This is a genomic window from Bacillus sp. Hm123 (assembly GCF_051842975.2).
Taxonomy (GTDB): Bacteria; Bacillota; Bacilli; order Bacillales; family Domibacillaceae; genus Bacillus_CE.
In genome coordinates, this window is record NZ_CM200277.1 from 2708688 (window position 1) to 2733165 (window position 24478).

The following is a 24478-nucleotide window of genomic DNA, read 5'->3' on the forward strand; positions in this document are numbered from 1 at the left end:
CTCTCTATTGTAACATAAATTAACGAAAAATTTAGACTCGTTCTACTCATAGATAGCCAATAATTACTAAAAAACTTGCTATTTTCTATCCTTCTCCTCTTTATTAATACCTTGCTATAGATTATGATGGGTGAAGGATTATTTTTACTAATTTTTAAAAGTAAAAACAAACTAGAATCAAGAAGGCGGTTCAAGGAATGAGAACGGTTTTTGGTTACTTATTAATAATGTTGCTCCTCCCTTTAGCTGTATTTTTATTTTACTTCGCTAATGCGGAAGCACAACAAGTAAGAAGCTTTGATGAAGTCGTGGAAGAAAAGATCATCATTAATGATGTCCAACTTCCTCAAGCAAGCAAGGTCATCGATCGAAATGGTAATCCTTATTTAGAAATTCAAAGGCCATATCGGATTATTGCCGATGACAAAGACATCCCACCATTTATGAAAGAACTCTTTCTCCAATCGGAGGATCAGCACTTTTATGAGCATGCTGGCATCGATGCATCGGCTGTGATGCGCGCCATCGTCGTCAATGCTAAGTCGGATGAGATTGAACAAGGGGCTAGTACAATTACCCAGCAACTCGCTCGAAACGTGTACTTGTCACATGATCGTACTCTCGCTCGTAAGTTATCAGAAGTATTATATGCGTATCAGTTGGAAAAAAGGCTTTCGAAAGATGAAATACTAAATTTATATTTGAATGCCATCTACTTTAATCATAATGTATACGGTGTGGAAGCAGCGGCTCAGTTTTATTTCCAAAAGCCTTTAAACAAACTGACAAAGGCGGAAATGGCGCTGATCGCTACCATCCCAAACAATCCGAATCTTTATGATCCGATCCGCAAATTTGATAACGCTAAAAAGCGACAAGAACGACTCATTGATATTATGAAGCGAGAAGAGTTTTTAACAGCAGAAGAAGCGGAAGCGATCAAGCAAGAACCGATTAAGCTGAACGTGAGAGATCGTTTAGACAAATTCCAAAACTATTCTACATACGTGGAAGCAGAATTCAAAGATTTGATCGCCCATTCAGAAGGCTTTGAAGAACAGTTAAAAAATGCAGACGGTGAGAAGAAAATTCAAATCGAGCATAAGCTCAATGCTCGCGTGGAAGAAGTATGGACCTCTGGTATTACCATCCACACAGCTCTCGACCCGAATATGCAAAACAAAACAACCAATGCCGTGAGCTCCACATTGGCTGGTAGCTCGGCTGAAGGAGCCGCCGCTGTCATTAAAAATGACACGAGAGAAATCGTCGCCTTATCAGGTGGGAAGGACTTCGATAAAACAGAGTTTAATCGTAGCTTCCAAGCGTACCGTCAACCAGGTTCAACGATTAAGCCGTTATTGGATTTTGCACCTTATGTCGAGAAGACAAATGCAGGACCTGGTAGCATGATCAGTGCGGATAAGTATTGCTCTCGATCTGGCTATTGTCCAAAAAACTACGGTGGCAGAGAATACGGAATGGTCACACTTCAAAAAGCACTAGCAAGCTCTTATAATACAGCGGCTCTACGAGTGTTTATGAAAGCTGGACCGGAAACAGCCTTTTCCTACTTAAAGAAATTTGATTTTGCTAGATTAGAAGAAGAGGATCTCTCACCATCCCAGCACGCAAAAGCGCTCGGTGGTTTTACGCACGGAATGACAACATTGGAAATGACAGGTGCCTACACCTCCTTTATCGATGGTACATATAAAACGCCTCGAGCGATTCAGAAAATAACGGATCGCCAAGGGAAAGTACTATATGAGTGGAAAGAGGAATCAGAAAGAATTTGGTCGCAATCAACAACGAACACGATGCGCACGATGATGGCTGCCGTCGTTAAATCAGGAACAGGGAAAAAAGCGAATCCAGGTACTCCTTATGCTGGAGGTAAAACTGGAACGAGTCAAAATGCGCGTGACATTTGGTTCGCTGGCTTAACCGATCAATACACAGCGAGTGTCTGGGTCGGAAAAGACCAAAAAGGGAACGTCAGCTATATGGAAAGATACGGTCCACAAAAAATCATCTGGCGCCGGATTATGCAATAAGACAAACAAAAAAACCGCCTCGGCGGTTTTTTTGTTTGTCTTATAAAGGCAAGCTACCTAGTAAGCTATTATAAACTTTTAATCCTGCTAAAGCGAACATCGTCGTAAAGAACGCCCAAATCGCCACTTGAAAAGAGATCATGCCAATTAAGTTAGCGACCGATAAATCTGGCGCAATTTTATACACGAAATATACAAAATAGCTAATAGCTGTTACGGAAAAAATAATCAAGATTCCTGCAAGAGACGAGAAGCTGATTAATGATATTAATCCACCAATAAAGAAAATGATCGAGCTGCTTCTTGCCTTTAGCAATAGGTCGCCTGTCGTATCCTTCGAGAAAAATAAAAGTGATAGCTGGTTGACTGTCTCAGCCATCACTTTTAATGTGGCCAAAATCATAAAAAATAGCAGCATCAGCCCTAGCGTGATGGTCAACTTCACTTCAGTCTCTGTAAACATTTCTAGAAGACTATTATATAAGCTAACCTTTTTGAATAAACCAACAATCATTTTTTGAGTGAACATCGCTAAAGATAAGCTGAATAATAGCATTGCAACTACAGGTAAATAACCAATTAAGTAAGTATTTTTCATATCCAAATTTCCGCTCCTGTTCATTTCAATCCATTTCATTATGCAAGAGCTAACAAATAAAGACAAGTGCTTTTTTAATAATTTTTGGAAAAATACGTCCAAAACATTTGAGATTAGAAAAAAAAATTTCAGTTTTTTCCCCCGCGATTCTTCATATTTAATATCATAAGTCGACTTTTCTTCAAGTTTCGCTTTAATGGAATGCAGGAAATTATTTTTTGCGATATAATGCTCTAGGAGGTTTGATTTACGTTGGGAGAACAATTTGAGTGCGATCATTTAAAAAGGAATGTGGGTACATTTTCACCTACGTTGAGATTCCATTGTTTTCAACATGATGTTTAATATTATTTGCAAGGAGGGGTTCTTTTGTCTTTACTGCATATAGCCATCTTTTCTCCTTTTTTAATGGCTATTCTCGTTCCCTTGTTCTATAAGGGACTTCGACGCATACACACAGGATGGTTTGTGCTCATCCTGCCTATTGTGCTATTCACTTATTTTCTTCAATTTCTCCCAGTCACGCGAGACAATCAAGCGATACAGAAGTCATTTGACTGGATTCCATCACTCGGCATCAGCTTTACTGCCTATGTCGATGGGTTAGGACTTCTTTTTGCTTTATTAATTACCGGTATCGGTGCTTTAGTTGTGCTGTATTCGATTTTCTATTTATCTAAGGAAAAAGAAAAACTACACAACTTCTACGTGTACTTGCTCATGTTTATGGGAGCGATGCTTGGTGTTGTGTTGTCAGACAATCTCATTACGTTATATATGTTTTGGGAATTGACATCTATCTCATCCTTTTTATTAATCGCTTACTGGTACGATCGGGATCGTTCTCGTTATGGAGCACTCAAATCAATGCTCATCACTGTATTCGGTGGCTTGGCGATGCTTGGAGGATTTTTACTACTCTCGATCATGGGTGATACGTTTAGCATCCGTGAACTGATCGCTCAAGCAAGTGAGTTAAATGATCATCCACTATTCCTATTCGCTCTATTGCTAGTTCTTATTGGAGCCTTTACAAAATCGGCGCAATTTCCATTTTACATCTGGCTACCTGATGCAATGGAAGCACCTACCCCTGTTAGTGCGTATCTCCACTCAGCCACTATGGTTAAAGCAGGTATTTATTTAGTGGCTCGTCTAAGTCCGATTTTTGCTTTTTCTGAGTATTGGTTTTGGCTTGTTGGTGGAGTCGGAATTTTCACTCTATTCTGGGGATCGTTTAATGCGGTCAAGCAAACCGATTTAAAAGGAATACTCGCTTTCTCAACAGTGAGTCAACTTGGATTAATTATGTCGCTTCTCGGTGTGGGGGCTGCTGCTCTCCAATTTGATGGAATCGATGATAATATTTATACAGCGGCGACGATCGCTGCCGTCTTCCATCTCATTAACCATGCGACGTTTAAAGGTAGTTTATTTATGGTCGTCGGGATTGTCGATCATGAAACCGGCACGCGTGATATTCGCAAGCTTGGCGGATTGCTTAGCTTAATGCCGATCACGTTCACGGTTGCGGTCATCGGGGCATTCTCTATGGCTGGACTACCACCGTTTAACGGCTTTTTAAGTAAAGAGATGTTCTTTACTGGCATGATTCAACTGCTTGAACTCGACCTCTTTAACTTGCAAACGTGGGGGTTATTATTCCCAGTTCTTGCTTGGGTTGGAAGCGTGTTCACTTTCATTTACAGCATGATGATTGTCTTTAAAACATTCACTGGCAAGTATCAACCAGAAAAATTAGAGAAAACACCGCATGAAGCACCGATCGGTATGCTTATTCCGCCGATCATTTTAGCCGTTCTTGTCGTTGTGTTTGGGATTTTCCCTAATATACTTTCTTACAATTTGATCCAGCCAGCGGTCGCAGCGATTATTCCTTCGCTCGTCGAATCTGGAGAGAAAATTCCTGTCCATATTAGCCATTGGCACGGGTTTAATACCGAGCTAATGATGACGATTGGTGTTGTTGCTCTCGGTGCGATCATGTATATGACGCTCAATAAATGGAGCAAGGTGTATCAAATCTTCCCTAATAAAGTGACGCTTAATGCGTTATATGACACGAGTTTATATGCAGCGGAACGCGGGTCTTATACACTGACAAAATCAGTGATGACCGGCTATATTCGCACGTACCTTGTGTATGTTTTCGTTTTCTTTATCGGAATTCTAGGCTTTACGATGTGGACAGAAGATGCCTTTAAAATGGATACGAGTAATCTCGCTCCGATCGGTATTTATGAAGTGGCGCTTGTTCTGTTAATTGTCTTAGCCACGTCCACGATCTTAGTGGCGAAATCAAGGCTAACTTCGATTGTCGCCTTAGGAGCTGTCGGTTATACCGTTTCATTATTTTTCGTTATTTTCCGTGCGCCTGACCTTGCGTTAACGCAATTAGTCATCGAAACCGTTTCCGTTGCTTTGTTCCTACTGTGCTTCTACCACTTGCCAAAGCTTAGTCGCCATGAAGAACGAATGCGTTTCAAGCTCGGAAATTTACTCATTTCCGCTGGTGTCGGAATCGTTGTCACGTTGATTGCCATCTCGGCGCACAGCACGAAAATGTTTGAGTCGATTTCTAAATACTATATTGAAAATACGTATGACAAAGCGGGCGGAGAAAACATGGTGAACGTTATTCTTGTTGACTTCCGTGGCTTCGATACGTTATTTGAAGTATGTGTACTCGGGATCGCTGCGCTTGGTATTTACGGATTAATTAAGTTACGTTTAGAAAAGAAAGGGGGAGTGATGGATGAAAACAAATGACGTGATTTTACAAACAGCTAGCAAAGTTGTGTTCTTCATCATCATTCTCTTTGCCATCCACCTATTCTTCGCTGGACATTACCATCCCGGCGGAGGATTCGTCGGCGGGTTAATGACTTCAGGAGCGATCGTTCTCCTGCTTCTCGCCTACGATATTAAAACGGTGTCTCAAGGCTTTCCGATTGATTATAAAATATTGATTGGAATTGGCCTGTTCGTGGCAGCTGGCACTGCCGTTGCGGCCGTGTTCTTTAATGTGCCACTATTGACTCACGTATTTGGTTATTTTGATTTACCTCTATTCGGAAAAACATCCCTTCATACAGCAATGTTGTTTGATACAGGGGTTTATTTAGTTGTCATTGGTGTCACCATGACCATTATTCAAACGATAGGAGAGAGTGAATAATGGAAATATTAATGTCAATCGTATCAGGAGTGTTAATTGCAAGTGCCGTCTATTTAATATTGTCAAAAAGCTTGCTACGGATCATTATCGGTACTGGGCTATTAAGCCACGGTGCTCACCTATTAATCTTAACGATGGGCGGATTGAAAAATGGTGCCGCTCCATTGTTAGGACAGCACGCTTCCGCTTATGTCGATCCGCTGCCGCAAGCGCTCATTTTAACAGCGATTGTTATCAGCTTCGGTGTAACCGCCCTTTTCCTCGTATTAGCTTATCGAGCTTATCAGGAGCTAGGGACAGATAATACAGATGAGATGAGAGGTACAGAAGCAAATGACTAATTTACTTACATTGCCTATCATCATTCCCCTAATGACGGCGATTTTGTTGATTTTCTTAGCGAAGCAAGTGACGGCTCAGCGCGTCATTTCCGTTATTGCCACGATCGCCACATTAGTCGCATCTATTGTCTTATTGCTAACAGTAAAAAATGAAGGCGTTCAAACGATCGCGATTAGTAGCTGGCAAGCTCCGTTCGGGATTAGCCTTGTGTCAGATATGTTGTCCGCTTTACTCGTTACGACAACATCCCTTATTACACTTTGTGTGATTATTTATTCTTTCCGTTCAATCGGTAAGAAACGGGAGCAGTTTTATTACTACTCCATGATTCAATTCATGCTCGTTGGAGTAAATGGCGCTTTTACCACAGGAGATATCTTTAACTTATTCGTCTTTTTCGAAGTGATGCTGATGTCTTCTTATGTATTAATTGTGATCGGCGGAACGAAAATTCAGCTACGTGAATCAGTCAAATACATTTTAGTGAACGTCATTTCCTCGGCGATCTTCGTTATTGCTGTTGCCTTTTTATACTCGGTCGTCGGATCGCTAAATATGGCACATATTTCCGAGCGAATTGCCGAAATCGGACAGTTGCCGATTATTACAGTCATTGCTGTGTTGTTTTTAATTGTCTTTGGATTAAAAGGAGCGATCTTCCCGCTCTACTTCTGGTTGCCTGGTTCATACAATGCGCCGCCCGTACCAGTGCTTGCTTTATTCGGATCGTTGTTAACGAAAGTTGGCGTGTACTCGATTTTAAGAACGTATTCGTTGTTCTTTTATCAAAACCAAGCATTCACTCACGAGCTATTGCAAATTGTAGCGCTCTTAACTATTATCGTTGGAGTCATCGGAGCGATCGCTTACTGGGATGTTAAAAAGATTATCATTTACAACATTATCATCGCAGTCGGTGTGTTAACATTCGGTATTTCCTTAGCAACAGAAGAAGCGCTGCAAGGAACGATCTTCTACCTTATCCATGACATGATCATTAAAGCTGCTTTATTTTTATTGATCGGTGTGATGATTAAAATTACCGGCACAAGCAATTTACGTAAAATGGGCGGATTAATTAAGAAGTATCCGCTACTTGGCTGGACATTTCTTGTCGCGGCATTCGGTCTCGCTGGAATTCCACCGTTGAGCGGATTTGTCGGCAAGTTCTTAATTGTTCGTGCCGCTTTTGCGGAAGGAGCGTATGTTGGAGCGCTGATCGTGTTATTATCAAGTCTGTTTGTTCTTTACTCTGTGATCAAAATCTTTATGAACGGCTTTTGGAAAGCACCGCAAGATTATCCTGGGGAAGAAAAGCAGCCTGTTCACTTTCTGTGGATGCCAGGAGCTATTCTCGTCGTTGTCTCTATCTGTTATGGGGTGGGCGCAGAAGGCATGTATCCGCTAATTTCTCAAGCCACTGAAGCACTCATAGATCCGACAATCTATATTGATGCCGTGTTAAAGGAGTAATGTCAAATGGCTTTTCAAATTTTACTTAATTTCTTTTTAGCGTTTCTTTGGATGTTTCTACAAGTTTCATTTAACAGTTCGACGTTCATTGTCGGGTATATTCTCGGGTTGATTTTAATTTATGGGATGCGCCGCTTCTTTAAGCAAGAGTTTTATATGCGCCGTGTCTGGGCGGTTCTTTATTTAACGTTGCTGTTTTTTAAAGAGCTCATTTTAGCGAATATCGATGTATTACGAGTGATTTTAAAGCCTAAGCTTGATATTAAACCAGGGATCTTCGCCATGCCGACTGAATTAAAGTCCGATTGGGAAATTACGTTGCTATCTAGCTTAATCACTTTAACACCCGGAACACTTGTGATCGATGTTTCCGACGATAATAAAGTGTTGTATGTCCATGCGATCGATTTACCGGATGTACATGATGCCATTGACGGCATTAAAAATTCATTTGAAAAAGCGATTATGGAGGTGAGTCGCAATGATTGAGATGGTCATGAAGTTTTCACTCATTTGCTTCTCCTTCTCCATGCTCGGCCTTGTGTATCGCCTGATTAAAGGGCCGACTGTGCCAGATCGTGTCGTCGCATTAGATGCTATCGGAATTAATCTCGTAGCCATTATTGCGATCTTATCGATGCTATTGCGCACGAGTGAGTTTTTAGACGTCATTTTATTGATGGGGATTTTAGCTTTCATCGGAACGATTGGATTTGCTAAGTTCTTAGAGAAGGGAGAGATCATTGAATATGACCGTCATCGTTGATGGAGTGATCATTCTCTTTTTAGTGATAGGAGCGTTTCTAAGCCTTGTAGCTACCTTTGGTGTCATTCGCCTTCCAGACGTGTATACGCGCAACCACGCGGCGTCTAAAGCAGCAACATTAGGCGTGATGTCCACCTTACTGGGGGCCTTCCTTTACTTTTACTTAATCGAAGGTCATTTCAGCTCACGGATTCTTCTCGGAATCGCTTTTATCTTCATTACCGCTCCAGTATCTGGACACTTAATTAGCCGAGCGGCTTACAATGCTGGCGTCAAGCTTTCCGACAGCACGATCCGCGATGATTTAAAGGATAAAAATAAACGTTGAAACAAAGGCGTCTATCAGCTGATAGACGCCTCTTTTTTTGCTGTTCAAAGTCAGAATGAGGCAATTTAGTTGATGTACACATTTGTAGTAAATAAACTATACTTAAAGCAAATATGAAGGTGGTAAAGATATGACAGAATTCTGGGAATCGAGTTTTATAGAAAATCAAATGATGTGGGGATTTGAACCTTCAGACTCAGCCATTTTGACAAAGGAATTTTTCCTCGAAAAGAAAGTAAAGGATATTTTGATACCTGGTATTGGCTATGGTAGAAACGCAAATGTTTTTATTGACAATGGAATAAATGTAACAGGTATTGAGATTTCAAAAACGGCAATTGAATTGGCAAAGAAAAATAGGCTTAATAGTCGTATTTTTCATGGGTCAGTAACTGATATGCCTTTTGACAACAAACTATATGACGGTATATTTTGTTACGCACTTATTCACTTATTGAATACTCAAGAGAGAGCTAAGTTTATTAACGATTGCTATAATCAGTTAAAACCAAACGGATATATGATTTTTACTACTATTTCAAAAGAAGCTCCAATGTTTGGAAAGGGCAAACAACTGGGCAAAGACTATTTCGAGATCATGGAAGGAGTAAAAATGTTTTTTTATGATTCCCACTCGATAAAACAAGAGTTTGGAAAATATGGACTTGTAGAACTTTCAGAAATTGTTGAGCCGCATAAAAATATGGAAAATAAACCTCCATTTAAGTTTATAATGATTAAATGTCAAAAAAAGCTATAATTCCAACTACATAAAAATTAAAAAACCGAACTATTATTTCGAACTCCAATTTAGAGCTTCGTAATAGTTCGGCTTTATTGTTCTTAATGTTTTTCTTAAAGTATAATTATTCAGCTTTGCGTAGGGCTCCAGTCCATACGTCGCTGTACAACGCCTTCCGCTTACAAGGCTCATCGCCTTTCCAGCGCCAGAACATTTGCTTGTCGTGTCTGAACAGTCGGCTCCGCTTTTATTTCTTCGCTACAACGGCTACGGTGCAGCGCGATAGGCAGATGAGTTGTTGTTGTTCGTCTTCGATGCGGATTTCCCATACCATCGTTGTACGGCCGCGGTGAGCGACGGTGGCGATGGCTGTGACGGTCCCTTCTTTTTTCGCTTTAATGTGATTGGCGTTAATTTCAAGACCGAAGCAAGCTTCTTTTTCCGTGTCAATAAGGGCGGCCGTTCCGACACTAGCTGCTGTTTCTGCAAGTGCTACCGAGGCCCCCCCGTGCAAAAAGCCAAATGGCTGGTGCGTTCTTTCATCAACTGGCATCGTCATAATGACTCTTCCCTCACCGATTTCCACCATTTCCATCCCAAGTGTCGCAATTAATGATTGTGATACATTCATGTTTTTATCCCTCCAAAATGAATTGTTATTCACTAATTATTCGACGAGATTGTTTAAAACCCTTCTTCCAACGTTTTTATGCAAAATTGAATTGTTTATGCGAAATCAAATAGAACATGAAATAGTAATCGCCTTCATACTTAATTTTCTGAATATTTTTAACTGGCACAAGAATTGCAGATAAGTAACTAAAGAACAATTTAAAAGGAAAGAAGGTAAAGAGATGAAAACAAAAACACCGTCATTAGGCATCGCTTTGATTCCCATCTTAGCGATGGTCGTTTTCTTATTTGTAGGGATTTTCAAATTTGAGGCTGATCCACATGTGCCACTGCTATTAAGTGGGACTGTTGCGACCATCGTAGCGATGTACTTAGGACATACGTGGAGGGAAATTGAAAAAGGTATTATTCATGCGGTTTCATTAGCGATGCAGGCCCTGCTCATCTTAATGATCATTGGGACGATCATCGGTACGTGGCTAGCGGCTGGGATTGTACCGACGATGATTTATTATGGACTTGATATTTTATCTCCTACTTACTTCTTACCAGCAGCGGCGATTATTTGTAGCATCGTGGCGATTGCTTCTGGAAACGCGTGGACAGCGGCAGGCACAATCGGAATTGCAATTATGGGGATTGGCGCGGGGCTTGGTGTCAACACCGCTATGGTAGCCGGGGCCGTCATTTCCGGCTGTTATTTCGGCGATAAAACTTCTCCTTTATCAGAAACAACGAATATGGCACCTGGTATTACTGGCGTTGAATTATTTGATCATATTCGCCATATGTTATACACAACGATCCCAGCGTTAGTGATCTCTGTCATTATTTACTTCTTCCTCGGGCTTTCTTTTAAGAATCAAGGAGCCGGACTAGAGGAAGTCCAAGCTCTTCAGCAACAATTAAATGATATTTTTATTATTAGTCCATGGCTGCTAGTCGTTCCCATCATCGTTCTGGCATTAATCGCAATGAAAACACCTGCTCTACCGGGTCTTGTGATCGGATCAATATTAGGAGCGATTGTAGCTGTTCTCGTACAAGGTGTATCAGTGAGTGACATTTTAGGCATTATGGTTAGTGGTTTTACAATGGAAACGAATAACGAAGTGTTAGACAGTTTACTCAATAATGGCGGAATCGAAGCAATGCTGTATACAGTTTCATTAGTGATGATTGCGATGAGCTTCGGCGGTATTTTAGAAGTAAGTGGCGTATTAGAAACGCTGGTGAAAAGCTTATTAAAACTAGCTAAATCTACAGGAAGCTTAATCGCAACAACTGTTGTTACTTGTATTTCAGCTAATATTGTCGCTTGTGATCAATACTTGTCGATTCTTCTTCCTGGCCGGATGTATGTAACCGCTTACCGCAAACGTAGACTGCATCCGAAGAACTTATCACGAACATTAGAGGATGCAGGAACGATGACTTCTCCTCTCGTCCCTTGGAATACATGCGGCGCCTTTATGACCGCTACACTCGGTGTCTCGACGTTCCACTATGCACCGTATGCCCTATTATGTTTCATCAGCCCACTCATTGCGATTATTTACGGATTCACTGGATTTAAAATTGAAAAACTATCGCAAGAAGATATCGAACGCATGGAAGCTGAGGAACAACAAATGATGAATGTAGAGGAAGGCGAATTGAAGCAAGCATAAGAAAAGGACCTTCGACAAGAAGGTCCTTTTTTCATTAAAAGTAACCATATGGCGGACGACCGTACGGCGGGAATGGTGGATATGGCGGGCAACATCCCACTGGTGGATAAAACGGACGTGGATAATATGGACGCACAAGCGCGCCGCCTAGAAACCCTCCCAACAATCCGCCTAAAAATGGCCCTCCGAAGAAAGGAAGAAAACGGGTATCTCGAGCATACATAGTCAAATGCCTCCTTTTTTAACTGCCTACTATGTTGTATGCAAAAAGGAGGCAAATGGCATGGGCAAGTTCCCTATTACAACATTAACGCCGCAATCCAACCGAAAATAATGACTGGAATATTATAATGTAAAAACGTTGGCACACATGTGTCCCAAATGTGATTGTGCTGCCCATCGACATTCAATCCGGATGTCGGCCCAAGCGTACTATCAGAAGCAGGTGAACCCGCATCTCCTAAAGCGCCTGCTGTTCCGACAAGCACAATCGTCGCCATCGGACTAAAACCAAGCTCTAACGCTAACGGCACGAAAATCGTCGCGATAATCGGAATCGTTGAGAACGAGGAACCGATCCCCATCGTTACTAATAATCCAACGATCAGCATTAATAACGCGCCCAGCACTTGATTGCCACCGATCATATGAGCCGCTTGTTCCACTAAGCGTTCAATATCTCCTGTCGCTCTCATGACTTCCGCAAATCCTGATGCGGCGATCATCACAAATCCGATAAACGCCATCATCCGCATGCCATCGGTTAATAGACGATCTGCTTCACTCCAGCTAATCGCTTTCGATACGTAAAGAACAACAATCCCAGCTAATGCCCCGAACACCATTGACTCTGTCACAAGCTGAGCCGCAAGCGCCGCCACAATAGCTACAAGCGAGATAATGACACCTGTTTTTGAATAACCTTCATTTTTTTCGACAGATACAGGTTTCACCGGATTGTTATAAGTTCTCGGCTTACGATACGAGAAAAAGATAGCGACTAACAAACCTGTCAGCATCCCCGCAGCCGGGAATAACATCGCTTTCGGAATTTGACTCATCTCCACAGCTAAGCCGCTTTCCGTTATATTCGTCGCAATAATTTCGTGGAAAATTTGACCGAACCCGACCGGAAGCAGCATATACGGTGTCACAAGACCAAACGTGAGCACCATCGCGACTAACCGCCGATCCATTTGCAATTCATCTAACACCTTCAACAACGGTGGAATTAATAATGGGATAAAAGCAATATGAATGGGAACTAAGTTTTGCGAGAAGCAAGCCATTAATAAAATCATAAATAAAATAAGAGCTCTTGATAGCTTCTTTGCTCGCTCATCTTCTTTCTTTCCAACATACTTCAAAACAAATTCAACTAACGCATTCGGCAAGCCCGTGCTCGAAATCGCTACCGCAAAGCCACCGAGCATCGCATAGCTAAGCGCCACATTCGCACCACCGCCGACTCCTTCTGTAAATGCTTTAATCGTTCCGTCTATTTCTAAACCGCCAACGACTCCTCCAACGAGCGCACCCGTAATCAAAGAAAACACGACATTGACACGTAATAAACTGAGGAGAAGCATAACGATGACAGCAATCACAACTGCATTCATCATAAGATGCCTCCTTTTACTTTAGTTTGGTAAATTGGTAGAGAACTAAAATAAAAATATCAATATTCGAGGAGGTTGTCAATGTTTTTTAATGAATTGAAAAAATGGGGCAAACAACAAAAAGACTGCCTCTTATAAGACAGCCCTTTCCTTCTCTTATTCTTCATTTCTCCGCATCGCCAATAATGCTAACGTCCGTACCATCGCACCTGTGCCTCCGGCTGGCCCTAGCGAATAGCTTTTATTCGTATCAGCTGTGCCAGCGATATCTAGATGAACCCATGGCGTGCCTTCCGCAAATTCGCCGACAAAGCCGCCGCCCATGATCGCATGGCCTTCACGACCTGGTGAGTTGTTCAAGTCCGCAATTGAACTGTTGCGAATGCGTTTTTTATCTTTTTCTGTAAGTGGTAAGCGCCAAATAAATTCGCCCGCTTCAAAAGAAGCTTCTAACACTTCTTCAAATAACTCTTCGTTATTCGTCATCGCTCCCGTTTTATCCGTACCGAGTGCGACCACGACACCGCCTGTTAATGTTGCGACATCGATTAAGTAATCTGCTCCTTGATGCTTCGCGTACGTCATCGCATCAGCGAGTACGAGACGACCTTCTGCATCGGTATTCAACACTTCAATCGTTTTGCCACTCATCGACGTAATGACATCGTCTGGCTTAAAGGCATGGCCGCTCACCATATTATCAGTAGAAGGAATGACAGCGACGATGTTTTGATTCGGCTTTAGTTCACCGATCACTTCCATCGCACCTAATACCGCAGCCGCGCCACCCATATCGGTTTTCATGCCAACGATGCCGTCTTTCGGCTTCAACGAGTAGCCGCCGGTATCAAACGTGATCCCTTTGCCAACGAAACCGAGTACATCCGTCCATTCTTCTTTCGGCTGATATTTCAGCGTAATCATTTTTGGCGGTTCAGTCGATCCTTGATTGACCGCTAACAGCGCCCCCATGCCGAGTTTTTCCATCTCTTCTTTTTCAAGAATTTCGACTTCAAATCCGTACTTATCCGCCAGTTTCTCAGCATAAGCGGCCATGTCCGATGCCGTTAATAGATTGCCTGGTGTGTTGACCAATGTGCGCGCAGAATTCGTTCCTTGGCTTAACGCATAGCCGACTTGAAGAGCTGCTTGCACCGCTTCATTATCTGCTTTCGTCAACACTGTTAACTGTTCGATTTTTTTCTCTGGCTCGTTCGATGCTTGTTTGTAGCCTTTAAATTCATATGTAGCTAATCCGAACGCTTCACTAAAAGCATGAGCGGCATCTTCCGCGCTCACCTCTTCACAAACAAAGCTATCTAGTGCAACCGTCACTGATGTTAGCCCTAACTGTTTACTTTTTAGGAACGCTTCACCGAGCGCTTCTTTCATTTCGTGAAAATCCGCTTGCTTTTCCTTTCCAAGCCCGACAAACAGCAATCGTTTCGCTGGCATTTTTCCTAGCGTAGACACGACCGCGATCTTGTTGCTTTTAGCGGAAATATCGCCCTCTTTCACTAGCTCTGTCAGCTCTCCATTGAACAGCTCATCCAACTTCTCTAGCTCACCCGCAAATTTCAACGGACGATCATAAAGCCCAACGATGAGACAAGGAGTTTCTTGCTGTAAATACGATTCATTTTTTACCGTAAACATTTGATCACCTCCCTTCCATTATACATAAAATTATTTCGCAATTCGAACAAATGTCTATGATAGAATGAAAGAAAAGGAGTTTTTCATATGCGCTTGATTTCTATCTGTCCAAGTAATACAGAATTGATTGAATTTCTCGGTCTCACTGATCAGCTTGTCGGTGTCGATGATTATTCCGATTGGCCGGAATCCATTTCTCATTTGCCACGACTTGGGCCCGATCTTAACATTGATATCGATCAAGTCGAAGCATTAAAGCCGGATCTTGTCATTGCTTCTTTAAGTGTCCCCGGGATGGAAAAGAATGTGGAGGAGCTAAAAAAACGAGGCTTGCCTTACATCGTGACGAATCCGCAATCGTTAGCGGAGATCGGTCAGTCGCTTATGGAAGTCGGAGCGGCGTGTGGTGTAGCCGAAAGAGCGAGATTAATAGTAGAGCGCTACACTTCTCAAGTAGAAACATTTAAGCAAGCTGCTAGCCTTGTCGACAAGCGACCTTCCTTGTACTGGGAATGGTGGCCAAAGCCCGTCTTCACTCCTGGAAAAGTAAATTGGCTTACTGAAATAAGCGAGCTGGCTGGTGGCTACAATGTGTTTTACGACGAAGAGACCGCCAACTTCCAAACGGATTGGGAGGATGTGAAACAAAGAAACCCTGATTACATTTTGCTTTCATGGGTGGGCGTACGCACGGACAAAATCAATCCAGCAATCGTTGAAAAGCGACCGGGCTGGCCAGAACTACCTGCCATCCAACAGCAAAACGTCACTGTCATGGAAGAAGAGCTTTATTGCCGTCCTTCCCCACGATTATTAGCTGGACTTCATAAGCTCGCAATAATGCTTCATCCAGCTATTTTTGAAAATGTTGAAATGGATGCTTTGTTTGTATGAGTGGTCAAAAAGGGGCTGATTAGACGCCCCTTTTTCAACGATTATATCGATACATCGATCACAGATGCTTCTCTTGTCGACAACTTATATGATAGAAAAACAAGAAAGAGCCCTGCAAAAGCTCGTCGGAAAACGACCTTTTGCAGGACTCTTTATGTAAGAAAAATCAAAACATTTGATAGCCTTTTTGACGAAGAATACGTATCGTAATGCCTGAAGTGATTGCACCAAGTAGACCGCTCGATAAAATGATGATGTCTGGTGCTTTAAGCGAAACGATTTTCGTTCCTAGCGCCGGAAACGCTTCACTTGCGTTTAAAATATAATCAAACGTGCTGATTCCGTCCACAATCATAATCGTTACAAGCGGATAAAGAACGGCCATCACCCACGTCATCCGTAACAACATATTTAATAAGAAGCCAATACCGAAAAATAACACAAAAAATAGCAATACCGAAACGAGTAAAGTAGCTATATGCATTCCGCTTCCCCCCTACACCATTACCAAATAGTGTACATGAATAAGAAGGAAAACGTCAAGACAATGGAGCACCCTCCAAATGAAGGATGCCCCTATTTTACCTATTCTTCTTGATTGCCTTCTCCACCGCAGTTCGGACAAGTTTCAGAGCCTCCGAGAAGAAGCTGAAGATACCCTTTTCCTTCGCACGTATGACATGTTTGGCTTTTCGTTTGCATCGTCATGTTTTTGCCTCCTTGAGTAAAATTATTTTAATTTTCTGATAATATATCATAAGGAGATCTTCTCGTACAATCTCCTTTTTCGATTGTATTGATCTCAAAATTAGAAGAATAATCTATCCCGCATTAACGGGCTGTAAGATCCCCATCTAAAAAAGAGACTGACCATCAAGGCCAGCCTCTTGTACATGTGCTTATAGGAATTTAAATTTACCTTTTTTCATCACAAGTGATGGTCCACCGATCATGTACAATGCACGGTTATCCACCATTTTCTTCATGAATGACGCTTTCGCACCTGTCATTTTCTTACCGAAAGCAACACCGATCGCATCGTCATCTCCTAAAGAACAAACTGTACCTTTAAGATCTGGCTTAAATGTTTCAAGATCATCTGCTTGACCTTTCAACAGCTTCACTAAATTACGCGCACATACTTCTCCTTGTTGCATCGCAATTTGAGCTGTTGGTGGGTATGGACGGTTAATTTCTTCATTAATAATTAGTGAAGAGTCACCGATGACGAAAATATCGTCTTGGCCTGGTGCACGTAAATCAGGATTTACTTTTACGCGAGCACGCATATTTTCGATTTCTGCTTTTTCGATGATAGAGCTTCCACGAACACCCGCTGCCCAAACTACTGTACCTGCTTTAATTTCTTGAATCTCTTCTTCACCTTTGGCAACTTTAATACCTTCTGGTGTTGCTTCTTTAATCGCTGTACCGATTTTGAATTCTACACCTTTTTTCTCTAATTGAGTTACCGCATACTTCACAAGCTCAGGGTCAAAACCGGGAAGAACCATTGGCGCTGCTTCTACGCAATAAATGCGAACTTTAGAATAGTCAATATCGTACTCGCGGCAAAGTTCTGGTACACGGTTTGTGATTTCACCAAGGAATTCAATACCAGTGAATCCAGCTCCTCCGACAACGATCGTTAAACGCTCTTCTTTCTTTTCTGTTTCCATTGCATATGTCGCAAATTGGTAATCAATATGCTCACGAATTTGACGAGCTGCATCGACGTTAGAAATTGTAAACGCATACTCTTTTAAACCTTGGATGCCGAAAGTTTCAGATTCGCCACCAAGTGCGAAGACAAGATAATCATACTCAAGTTCACCAGAGTTCAAGATTACTTTCTTTTCAGCTGTTTGAATGTCTTGTACTTCTGCACGAATAAATTCTACTTTACTGCGATTGATAACGCTATCAATATTATAACGCACACGGTCATGATGCAGTGTACCTGCAGATGCCTCATGCAACCAAGTTGTTTCATAATGGTAATCATTTTTATTTACCAATACGATGTTCGCTTCGTCTTGCCCTAACATTTTTTGAAGACGAGTTACTGTCATTAATCCACCATAACCTGCACCTAATACTACAATCTTTGGTTTTCTCACAATAATCACTTCCACCTTTGTCGTTATTTTCGGGTTTCTTTTGTAGCGATAAACCTAGTTTGTGAAATTATTCACGAACACATGCAAAAAAATACGGTAAGAAAAATCGTCACAAAATCTTAATATTTGCATATCCATTTCAATAATATGCTTTTTGCCATTCTTTTTCAAGATATTTAATTGAAATAATTTATTTGTTTTTCACCGAGAAAAAAATTGATTCAATTAAAGTGTCTTTACGTGTGCATTTAGCGGAATTTCGGTATGATAAGTGAAAGGAAAAGAAAGACCATTTTCTGTTTTCAAGGAGGGGTTTTGAATGAATCATGATCAACAAGTATTCGACATCACCATTATTGGAGGCGGGCCTGTCGGACTATTCACTGCGTTTTACGGGGGAATGCGCCAAGCATCGGTCAAAATCATTGAAAGCTTACCGCAGCTAGGTGGACAACTTTCTACATTATATCCAGAGAAATACATTTACGATGTCGCTGGTTTTCCTAAAGTTCGAGCACAAGAGCTAGTGGACCGACTAGTTGAACAAATGGAGCCATTTTCTCCGACCATTTGCTTAGAGCAAGCTGTGCAAACACTCGAAAAATTAGCAGATCGAACATTCAAATTAACAACGAACCAAGACGTCCATTTCACGAAAACGATCATCATCACTGCTGGCAACGGCGCCTTTCAACCACGAAAATTAGAACTTCCGAATGCCACCACCTATGAAAAAACGAATCTTCATTACTTCATCACAGACTTGGAACAATTTAAAGACCGACATATCGCCATTTGTGGAGGCGGCGATTCAGCTGTCGATTGGGCGCTTATGCTTGAACCGATTGCCAAACGCGTGTCGATCGTCCATCGCCGTGACAAATTCAGAGCCCATGAACATAGTGTCGAACAGCTTCGCGCTTCTACCGTCAACATGATGACACCTTATGTGCCGAGCAGCCTTATCGAGGAAAATGATCGAATTGGAGCACTTAAATTAACGAAAGTGGGCACCGATCGAGAAGAAATTCTTCCTGTTGATGATGTGCTCGTCAACTTCGGCTTTGTCTCTTCGCTCGGCCCGATTAAAGATTGGGGGCTTACCATTGTCAAAAATAGCATTGTCGTCAATTCCAAAATGGAAACCAATGTAGAAGGTGTGTACGCAGCTGGTGATATTTGTACATACGATGGTAAAGTCAAGCTCATCGCATCCGGCTTTGGTGAAGCACCAACAGCCGTGAACAATGCGAAAGCCTACCTCGACCCGAAAGCACGCGTCCAACCGCTCCACAGCACTTCCTTATTCGAACAGAAAAGTTAAGTATCTGTTTAGTTTAGGCTCCAACCTCTAGGTTGGAGCCTTTAGTGAGGTTTCTTTGACCTTATTTGTACTTTCTTCGACTTTCTGGGCGCTTCTTCGACCTTATTTATGCTTTCTTCGACTTTCTGGGTGCTTCTTTAACCTTATTTATGCTTTCTTCGACTTTCTGGGTGCTTCTTTGACCTTATTTGTGCTTTCTTCGACTTTCTGGACAATTCTTTAACTTTGCCGCTACTTTCTTCGACTTCCCAAACAAAAAACACTCCCTAATAAAGGGAGTGCTTGAAAAATATTTAGCAATTCTCTGGTTTCCCAGTATTCGTTGCTGTACGGAAAGAAGATCCACAGCCACATGAAGCAATCGCATTCGGATTTTCGATCGTAAAGCCGCCGCCCATCAATGATTCTTTGTAATCGATCACTGTTCCATTTAACACAGGAGCACTCTCTTTATCGACGACAACATGGATACCATGTTGATCGAGCTCGACGTCATCTTCTTTAATCTCGTGGTCAAATCCCATGCCGTAAGACAAGCCGCTACAGCCGCCGCCATGCACCGTCACCCGAAGGTTCGCTCCCTCTTCTTCATTTTGCTTCATCATATCTTTTATTTGAAAAGCCGCTGCTTCAGTCACTGTCACTACTTCAGTTTCTTTCAACAGAACCCCTCCATTCGTTATTTTCTTATTATCTAGTATATACATCCGTAAATCCCTTCACAACCAAACTGCTCACTTTCAAAACAACACCGATAAAAAGTTAATAATACTTAGCCTTTTCATCTTATAAATCAGCTATAATGAATAAGTATATAGACATAGTTCAAAACTAATAATCCCAGGAGGTCAATCACGTGGATCAAATTTCTCCTTTTTATGAAAAGCAATTAAAATGTCCCGTTTGCGAAGAAACATTTCAGACAACCAAGTTAAGAAACCGCTTTGTAAAAGTAACTGGTCATGATACGGACTTAATGCCTATTTATGATCAAGATAGCTACAATCCGTTATTTTACAATGTGTTTGTGTGCTGCCATTGTGGGTATTCTTTCTCAGAGGAATTTTCATCCTATTTCGCTCCCGGCTCTAAAGATAAAGTCATCGAGCGAATAAAGGAGCAATGGGTTTATCAAGACTACGGGCAAGAAAGAACAATCGTTGAAGCGATTAATAGTTATAAGCTCGCTCTTTACAGCGGTTTGCTTAAGAAAGAAAAGCACCTCACATTAGCAGGATTAGCTCTTCGTACCGCTTGGCTATATCGTGAATTAGGACGCCTAAAAGAAGAACATCGTTTTATGCTCATGGCAGCGGACCAATATATAGAAGCTTACGAGACAGAAGATCTGACAAGTAAACAAATGTCTGAAGTGAAAATATTATACTTAATCGCTGAATTAAATCGTCGTGCAGGTGATACGGAAACGGCTGTCTCTTATTTCTCTAAAGTCGTTGAAAAACAACATATGTCTTCGGATAAAAAAATCGTCGACATGGCTCGCGATCGCTGGTATGAAATTCGCGAGGAAATGAAGCAACAAACAGAAGCCAATGTGTAAAGAAAACGGCCAGGATAGATCCTCGGCCGTTTTAAAACATCGGGTTTTCCTCTAAATACTCATAAATATTGTCGACAAGCTCCTCTGGCGTTTTTCCATCCACCGGCTCTCCATTCACAAGTGCAAACAGCCCTTCACTGCATCTTGTACAATAACTTAGGCAACCATACTCAATCACATCTAGGTTGACATCACGTTCTAATATTTCAAGCGCTTTTTGCGCACCATTCGCTAAGTTGCTGATGCAAAACTCGATAATTGGCTTCATTCTTTTCCCACCTCTCGCCTCTATTTTACTACCTCTACCGATGAGATTAAAGCAGAAAACTTTATCACGAAAATGTTTACTGTCTGTTGTGAAAATAATTAGTTTTCGATATACTCATTATGGCAGAATAAAAAAATCGAGTTTTTTTGACAAGAATCCTGGGGGATGTCAAAGAATTATATCATTCACAAAAGGGGATATTTCTTATGAAACATTTAGTGTTGCTTGGTGGCGGTTATGGAAATATGCGTGTGTTACTTAGGCTATTGCCTAATAGTTTGCCCGAGGATGTCACCATTACTTTAGTCGATAAGGTACCTTATCATTGCTTAAAAACGGAATATTATGCACTCGCAGCAGGAACGATTTCCGATCATGAAGTGCGTGTTGCATTTCCAGAACATTCTCGACTTAATTTAGTGTTCGGAGCAGTGAAAGAGATTGATTTAGAAAATAAGCGTGTGTTATTGGAGGATCAAGAGTCGATTCCATACGATGATCTAGTGATCGGCCTTGGCTGTGAAGATAAGTACCACGGTGTACCAGGCGCGGAACAATATACTCATAGCATTCAATCAATCGAAAAATCTCGTCATACGTACCAAACGCTGTCCAACATGCCTGCTCATTCAAAAGTAGGAATTGTCGGTGCAGGATTAAGTGGAATCGAGATTGCGAGCGAGTTGCGTGAAAGCCGTCCGGACCTTGACATTACTTTGTTTGATCGCGGATCACGGATTTTGAAAGACTTTCCAGAACGCTTAAGTAAATATATTCATAATTGGTTTGTTGATCACGGTGTAACTGTCGTTAATAATGCCAATATTGTCAAGGTTGAACCGAAAGCAATCTATAATAATGAAGATGTATATGCAATGGATGCAGTTGTATGGACAGCAGGCATTCAACCAAACGTCGTCATCCGTAACATGAATGTTGAAAAAGATTCATCAGGTCGCGTCACATTAAGTCCACATCATAACTTGCCAAACGACGAGCACGTTTATGTAGTTGGAGATTGCGCAAGCCTCCCTCATGCACCTAGTGCTCAATTGGCAGAAGAACAGGCTGAACAAATTGTTCAAGTATTACAAAAGCGCTGGAAAAACGAACCACTTCCTGCAGAAATGCCAGAAATGAAACTAAAAGGCATCCTAGGCTCACTAGGTAAAAAACAAGGATTCGGCTTCGTAGCTGACCGCGCCATCACCGGCCGCGTCGCAAGATTCCTCAAATCCGGTATCCTCTGGCTATACAAATATCATAATGGGTAAAACGAAAAGCGGAAGGCGCTGATTAGCGGCGTATGAACTGGAATGATCCGATCGAGATAAAGGAAACACGATGAACGTAGTGAATCGATGTTGACTTATCGCAAGGAGGATCGTGGAAGTTCACTAGTCGCTAGCGCCTGGAGCTGGACAAACGAAAAGCGGAAACGGCTGTTTAGACTCGGCAGACATAAGGCGAACCGCTGAAGTGGCGTTCTTTGCCACACAGGCGGGACGACTTATGTCCGAGAGTCTAGCCGTTGCAGCTGGACAAACGAAAAGCGGAAGGCGCTGTCCAGCGACGTATGAACTGGAATGATCCGCACGAGATAGATGAAGTAACTCAGCCAAAAGCGATTGACTCCTTAAAAAGTCAATCGCTTTTTTGTGTTATATTCTCTCTTTCTTTTGATCATAATAAATGAAGTATGAACGAAATGACAAAAAAGGAGCGGAATGTTTTTTGAGAAATTTGTTTAAGCGGAACCGATCATCTTTTGACAAAACGGAACTAAACAAATTGTTGGCGATTTGCAATGAATCGTCCGACTTTCTGACGTTCCGCCTTCACGACAACTCGCCTTTTTCCATTTCTTTTTATAAAACGCTCGTCAATCCTGACACCGTTCATCAAAACATTTTGGCGAGTCTTTCTGATCAGAAGTTAGCGGATTTGCAAACAATTAAAGAGCAGATTCCCATTGAGAATTTATTGATCACGAAAGATTTGACGGAAATCCAAGATAAATTAATGACTGGATACGTTATTTTTTATGAAAAAGAAAAATCATCTGACTGTCTACTCATTCCTGCACCAGCTGTTGAAAAACGCCAAGTAGCCGTGCCGGAAACGGAGTATACAGTGATGGGGCCGAAAGAAGCTTTCGTTGAAGCGCTTGATACGAATGTCAACCTTGTACGAAAACGCCTTCCAATTCCTGAACTACAAATGAAAGAATTAACGGTAGGAAGCTATTCAAAAACTCGAGTGAAAGTATCTTATGTAAAAGGGGTTGCTGATGAGGAAAATCTCAATACAGTGATTCAAAGGATTCAAGAGATTGAATACGATCAAATTCCTGATAGCTCTTTTATTATGCAAATGATTACGGATCACCCACATTCTCCGTTTCCGCAAATTGTGGATACCGAACGCCCTGATCGCGTAGCAAGTGCTCTCTCGGAAGGAAAAATCGCCATTTTAGTCGATGGATCCCCTCATGTCTTATTGGCACCGGCTACATTTATGGAGTTTTTCTCCTCCTTTGAAGATTATTTTTATACTTGGAATATCGCCTCGGTGCTACGATTAATCCGTTTATGTGCCGTAACATTCTCTGTTCTATCTACACCAACCTATGTAGCTATTTTAACGTATCATTATGAAATGATTCCTCAAGATCTATTAAATACACTAGTGTCTTCTCGGAGTGGTATCCCCTTTCCACCGATATTAGAAGTGCTTATTTTAGAATTGACGATTGAGCTTTTACGAGAAGCAGGAGCTAGACTGCCAACAAAAGTTGGGCAAACAATCGGGATCGTTGGAGGGATTGTCATTGGAACAGCGGCTGTGCAAGCAGGTTTGACGAGTAATGTGCTGATCATCGTTATCGCCTTAAGTGCCTTAGCTTCTTTTACGACACCGATCTACCAAATCAGCTATGCCGTTCGCTTAATCCGCTTTCCTTTTCTACTGTTTGCTCAATTGCTCGGAATGTTAGGAATTGCCATTTGTCTGTCCTTTTTATTTAATCATTTGCTGAAGCTATCTTCTCTTGGCCGACCGTTTCTTGAGCCTGTTTTCCCTCTGCGAAAAGCCGATTTAAAGGATTCACTCTTTCGTCTTCCTTTTGACAAACAGCGCCTGCGCCCAGTGCAAGTGAGAGCTGAAAATGCTGATCGCTTCGAGAAACAGCCTTCAGCTACAACTGACCGTGATATCGATGAATAAAAT

General features: G+C 41.7%; 26 protein-coding genes. 15 read left to right on the forward strand and 11 right to left on the reverse strand.

Features of this window, described 5'->3' with window-relative positions:
* The first annotated feature begins 197 nt into the window (after positions 1-197).
* On the forward strand, positions 198-2057 hold the full coding sequence (locus ACSVDJ_RS14135) for a transglycosylase domain-containing protein (protein WP_439166598.1): 1860 nt from the start codon (positions 198-200) through the stop codon (positions 2055-2057).
* A 40-nt stretch (positions 2058-2097) separates the two neighbouring features.
* On the opposite strand, the gene ACSVDJ_RS14140 is transcribed toward ACSVDJ_RS14135, so the two are convergent.
* Positions 2098-2655 carry a DUF5366 family protein gene (locus tag ACSVDJ_RS14140; RefSeq protein ID WP_439166630.1) on the reverse strand — a complete coding sequence of 186 codons (558 nt, stop codon included), beginning with the start codon at positions 2653-2655 and terminating at the stop codon, positions 2098-2100.
* A 369-nt stretch (positions 2656-3024) separates the two neighbouring features.
* Here ACSVDJ_RS14140 and ACSVDJ_RS14145 point away from each other — a divergent pair, with 369 nt between their 5' ends.
* The 8 genes from ACSVDJ_RS14145 (at position 3025) to ACSVDJ_RS14180 (ending at position 9523) form a co-directional block, all read left to right on the forward strand.
* Entirely contained in the window at positions 3025-5445 is a 2421-nt protein-coding gene (locus ACSVDJ_RS14145) for a Na+/H+ antiporter subunit A (protein ID WP_439166599.1), read from the forward strand.
* Positions 5432-5854, forward strand: coding sequence for a Na(+)/H(+) antiporter subunit B (locus ACSVDJ_RS14150; RefSeq protein ID WP_439166600.1), 423 nt, complete (start codon positions 5432-5434; stop codon positions 5852-5854). Before ACSVDJ_RS14145 ends, ACSVDJ_RS14150 begins: the two co-directional genes overlap by 14 nt.
* Positions 5854-6195 (forward strand): Na(+)/H(+) antiporter subunit C, encoded by a 342-nt coding sequence (locus ACSVDJ_RS14155; protein ID WP_439166601.1) that lies wholly within the window; start codon positions 5854-5856, stop codon positions 6193-6195. Before ACSVDJ_RS14150 ends, ACSVDJ_RS14155 begins: the two co-directional genes overlap by 1 nt.
* On the forward strand, positions 6188-7669 hold the full coding sequence (locus ACSVDJ_RS14160) for a Na+/H+ antiporter subunit D (protein ID WP_439166602.1): 1482 nt from the start codon (positions 6188-6190) through the stop codon (positions 7667-7669). The genes ACSVDJ_RS14155 and ACSVDJ_RS14160 overlap by 8 nt, the downstream gene beginning before the upstream one ends.
* Before the next feature lie 6 nt (positions 7670-7675).
* Complete coding sequence (locus ACSVDJ_RS14165) at positions 7676-8158, forward strand: Na+/H+ antiporter subunit E (protein WP_439166603.1); 483 nt, start codon at positions 7676-7678, stop codon at positions 8156-8158.
* Positions 8151-8435 carry a Na(+)/H(+) antiporter subunit F1 gene (locus tag ACSVDJ_RS14170; RefSeq protein WP_439166605.1) on the forward strand — a complete coding sequence of 95 codons (285 nt, stop codon included), beginning with the start codon at positions 8151-8153 and terminating at the stop codon, positions 8433-8435. The genes ACSVDJ_RS14165 and ACSVDJ_RS14170 overlap by 8 nt, the downstream gene beginning before the upstream one ends.
* Positions 8419-8763 carry a monovalent cation/H(+) antiporter subunit G gene (gene mnhG / locus ACSVDJ_RS14175; protein WP_439166631.1) on the forward strand — a complete coding sequence of 115 codons (345 nt, stop codon included), beginning with the start codon at positions 8419-8421 and terminating at the stop codon, positions 8761-8763. The genes ACSVDJ_RS14170 and mnhG overlap by 17 nt, the downstream gene beginning before the upstream one ends.
* Positions 8764-8893: 130 nt before the next feature.
* Complete coding sequence (locus ACSVDJ_RS14180; protein ID WP_439166606.1) at positions 8894-9523, forward strand: class I SAM-dependent methyltransferase; 630 nt, start codon at positions 8894-8896, stop codon at positions 9521-9523.
* A gap of 229 nt (positions 9524-9752) precedes the next feature.
* Here ACSVDJ_RS14180 and ACSVDJ_RS14185 read toward each other — a convergent pair whose 3' ends face one another.
* Positions 9753-10136 (reverse strand): hotdog fold thioesterase, encoded by a 384-nt coding sequence (locus ACSVDJ_RS14185; RefSeq protein WP_439166607.1) that lies wholly within the window; start codon positions 10134-10136, stop codon positions 9753-9755.
* Between the two features lie 223 nt (positions 10137-10359).
* Here ACSVDJ_RS14185 and nhaC point away from each other — a divergent pair, with 223 nt between their 5' ends.
* Positions 10360-11808: a Na+/H+ antiporter NhaC gene (nhaC, locus tag ACSVDJ_RS14190; RefSeq protein ID WP_439166608.1), complete on the forward strand. Its 1449-nt coding sequence runs from the start codon at positions 10360-10362 to the stop codon at positions 11806-11808.
* 34 nt (positions 11809-11842) lie between these two features.
* Here nhaC and ACSVDJ_RS14195 read toward each other — a convergent pair whose 3' ends face one another.
* The 3 genes from ACSVDJ_RS14195 to ACSVDJ_RS14205 form a co-directional block, all read right to left on the reverse strand.
* Entirely contained in the window at positions 11843-12031 is a 189-nt protein-coding gene (locus ACSVDJ_RS14195) for a hypothetical protein (RefSeq protein ID WP_439166609.1), read from the reverse strand.
* Between the two features lie 76 nt (positions 12032-12107).
* On the reverse strand, positions 12108-13427 hold the full coding sequence (locus tag ACSVDJ_RS14200) for a Na+/H+ antiporter family protein (RefSeq protein WP_439166633.1): 1320 nt from the start codon (positions 13425-13427) through the stop codon (positions 12108-12110).
* Positions 13428-13583: 156 nt separating this feature from the next.
* On the reverse strand, positions 13584-15083 hold the full coding sequence (locus ACSVDJ_RS14205) for a leucyl aminopeptidase (protein WP_439166610.1): 1500 nt from the start codon (positions 15081-15083) through the stop codon (positions 13584-13586).
* Between the two features lie 87 nt (positions 15084-15170).
* Between ACSVDJ_RS14205 and ACSVDJ_RS14210 the strand changes: the two genes are divergently transcribed.
* Positions 15171-15977 carry a cobalamin-binding protein gene (locus ACSVDJ_RS14210; RefSeq protein WP_439166611.1) on the forward strand — a complete coding sequence of 269 codons (807 nt, stop codon included), beginning with the start codon at positions 15171-15173 and terminating at the stop codon, positions 15975-15977.
* Positions 15978-16143: 166 nt separating this feature from the next.
* Here ACSVDJ_RS14210 and ACSVDJ_RS14215 read toward each other — a convergent pair whose 3' ends face one another.
* The 3 genes from ACSVDJ_RS14215 to ACSVDJ_RS14225 all read right to left on the reverse strand — a co-directional run bounded on the left by ACSVDJ_RS14215 (position 16144) and on the right by ACSVDJ_RS14225 (position 18097).
* A complete protein-coding gene (locus ACSVDJ_RS14215) occupies positions 16144-16461 on the reverse strand; it encodes a YuiB family protein (protein WP_094836688.1) in 318 nt (105 codons plus the stop codon).
* 101 nt (positions 16462-16562) lie between these two features.
* A complete protein-coding gene (locus ACSVDJ_RS14220; protein ID WP_094836689.1) occupies positions 16563-16685 on the reverse strand; it encodes a YuiA family protein in 123 nt (40 codons plus the stop codon).
* A gap of 191 nt (positions 16686-16876) precedes the next feature.
* Positions 16877-18097, reverse strand: a complete 1221-nt coding sequence (locus tag ACSVDJ_RS14225) for an NAD(P)/FAD-dependent oxidoreductase (protein WP_439166613.1) — start codon at positions 18095-18097, stop codon at positions 16877-16879.
* Positions 18098-18416: 319 nt separating this feature from the next.
* Here ACSVDJ_RS14225 and ACSVDJ_RS14230 point away from each other — a divergent pair, with 319 nt between their 5' ends.
* Entirely contained in the window at positions 18417-19421 is a 1005-nt protein-coding gene (locus ACSVDJ_RS14230; protein ID WP_439166615.1) for an NAD(P)/FAD-dependent oxidoreductase, read from the forward strand.
* Positions 19422-19714: 293 nt separating this feature from the next.
* Here the strand turns inward: ACSVDJ_RS14230 and erpA are convergent, their stop codons facing one another.
* Complete coding sequence (erpA, locus tag ACSVDJ_RS14235; protein ID WP_439166616.1) at positions 19715-20083, reverse strand: iron-sulfur cluster insertion protein ErpA; 369 nt, start codon at positions 20081-20083, stop codon at positions 19715-19717.
* A 194-nt stretch (positions 20084-20277) separates the two neighbouring features.
* Here erpA and ACSVDJ_RS14240 point away from each other — a divergent pair, with 194 nt between their 5' ends.
* Complete coding sequence (locus ACSVDJ_RS14240; RefSeq protein ID WP_439166619.1) at positions 20278-20982, forward strand: DUF2225 domain-containing protein; 705 nt, start codon at positions 20278-20280, stop codon at positions 20980-20982.
* Between the two features lie 31 nt (positions 20983-21013).
* On the opposite strand, the gene ACSVDJ_RS14245 is transcribed toward ACSVDJ_RS14240, so the two are convergent.
* The gene (locus ACSVDJ_RS14245) at positions 21014-21250 is read right to left on the reverse strand and encodes a YuzB family protein (protein ID WP_094836694.1); all 237 of its coding nucleotides are present in this window, start codon (positions 21248-21250) and stop codon (positions 21014-21016) included.
* Between the two features lie 206 nt (positions 21251-21456).
* Between ACSVDJ_RS14245 and ACSVDJ_RS14250 the strand changes: the two genes are divergently transcribed.
* Positions 21457-22524: an NAD(P)/FAD-dependent oxidoreductase gene (locus tag ACSVDJ_RS14250; RefSeq protein ID WP_439166620.1), complete on the forward strand. Its 1068-nt coding sequence runs from the start codon at positions 21457-21459 to the stop codon at positions 22522-22524.
* Positions 22525-22647: 123 nt separating this feature from the next.
* On the opposite strand, the gene ACSVDJ_RS14255 is transcribed toward ACSVDJ_RS14250, so the two are convergent.
* Positions 22648-22872, reverse strand: coding sequence for a hypothetical protein (locus ACSVDJ_RS14255; RefSeq protein ID WP_439166621.1), 225 nt, complete (start codon positions 22870-22872; stop codon positions 22648-22650).
* Between the two features lie 121 nt (positions 22873-22993).
* On the opposite strand from ACSVDJ_RS14255, the gene ACSVDJ_RS14260 reads away from it, so the two are divergent.
* Positions 22994-24475, forward strand: coding sequence for a spore germination protein (locus ACSVDJ_RS14260; protein ID WP_518619131.1), 1482 nt, complete (start codon positions 22994-22996; stop codon positions 24473-24475).
* Positions 24476-24478 lie beyond the last annotated feature (3 nt).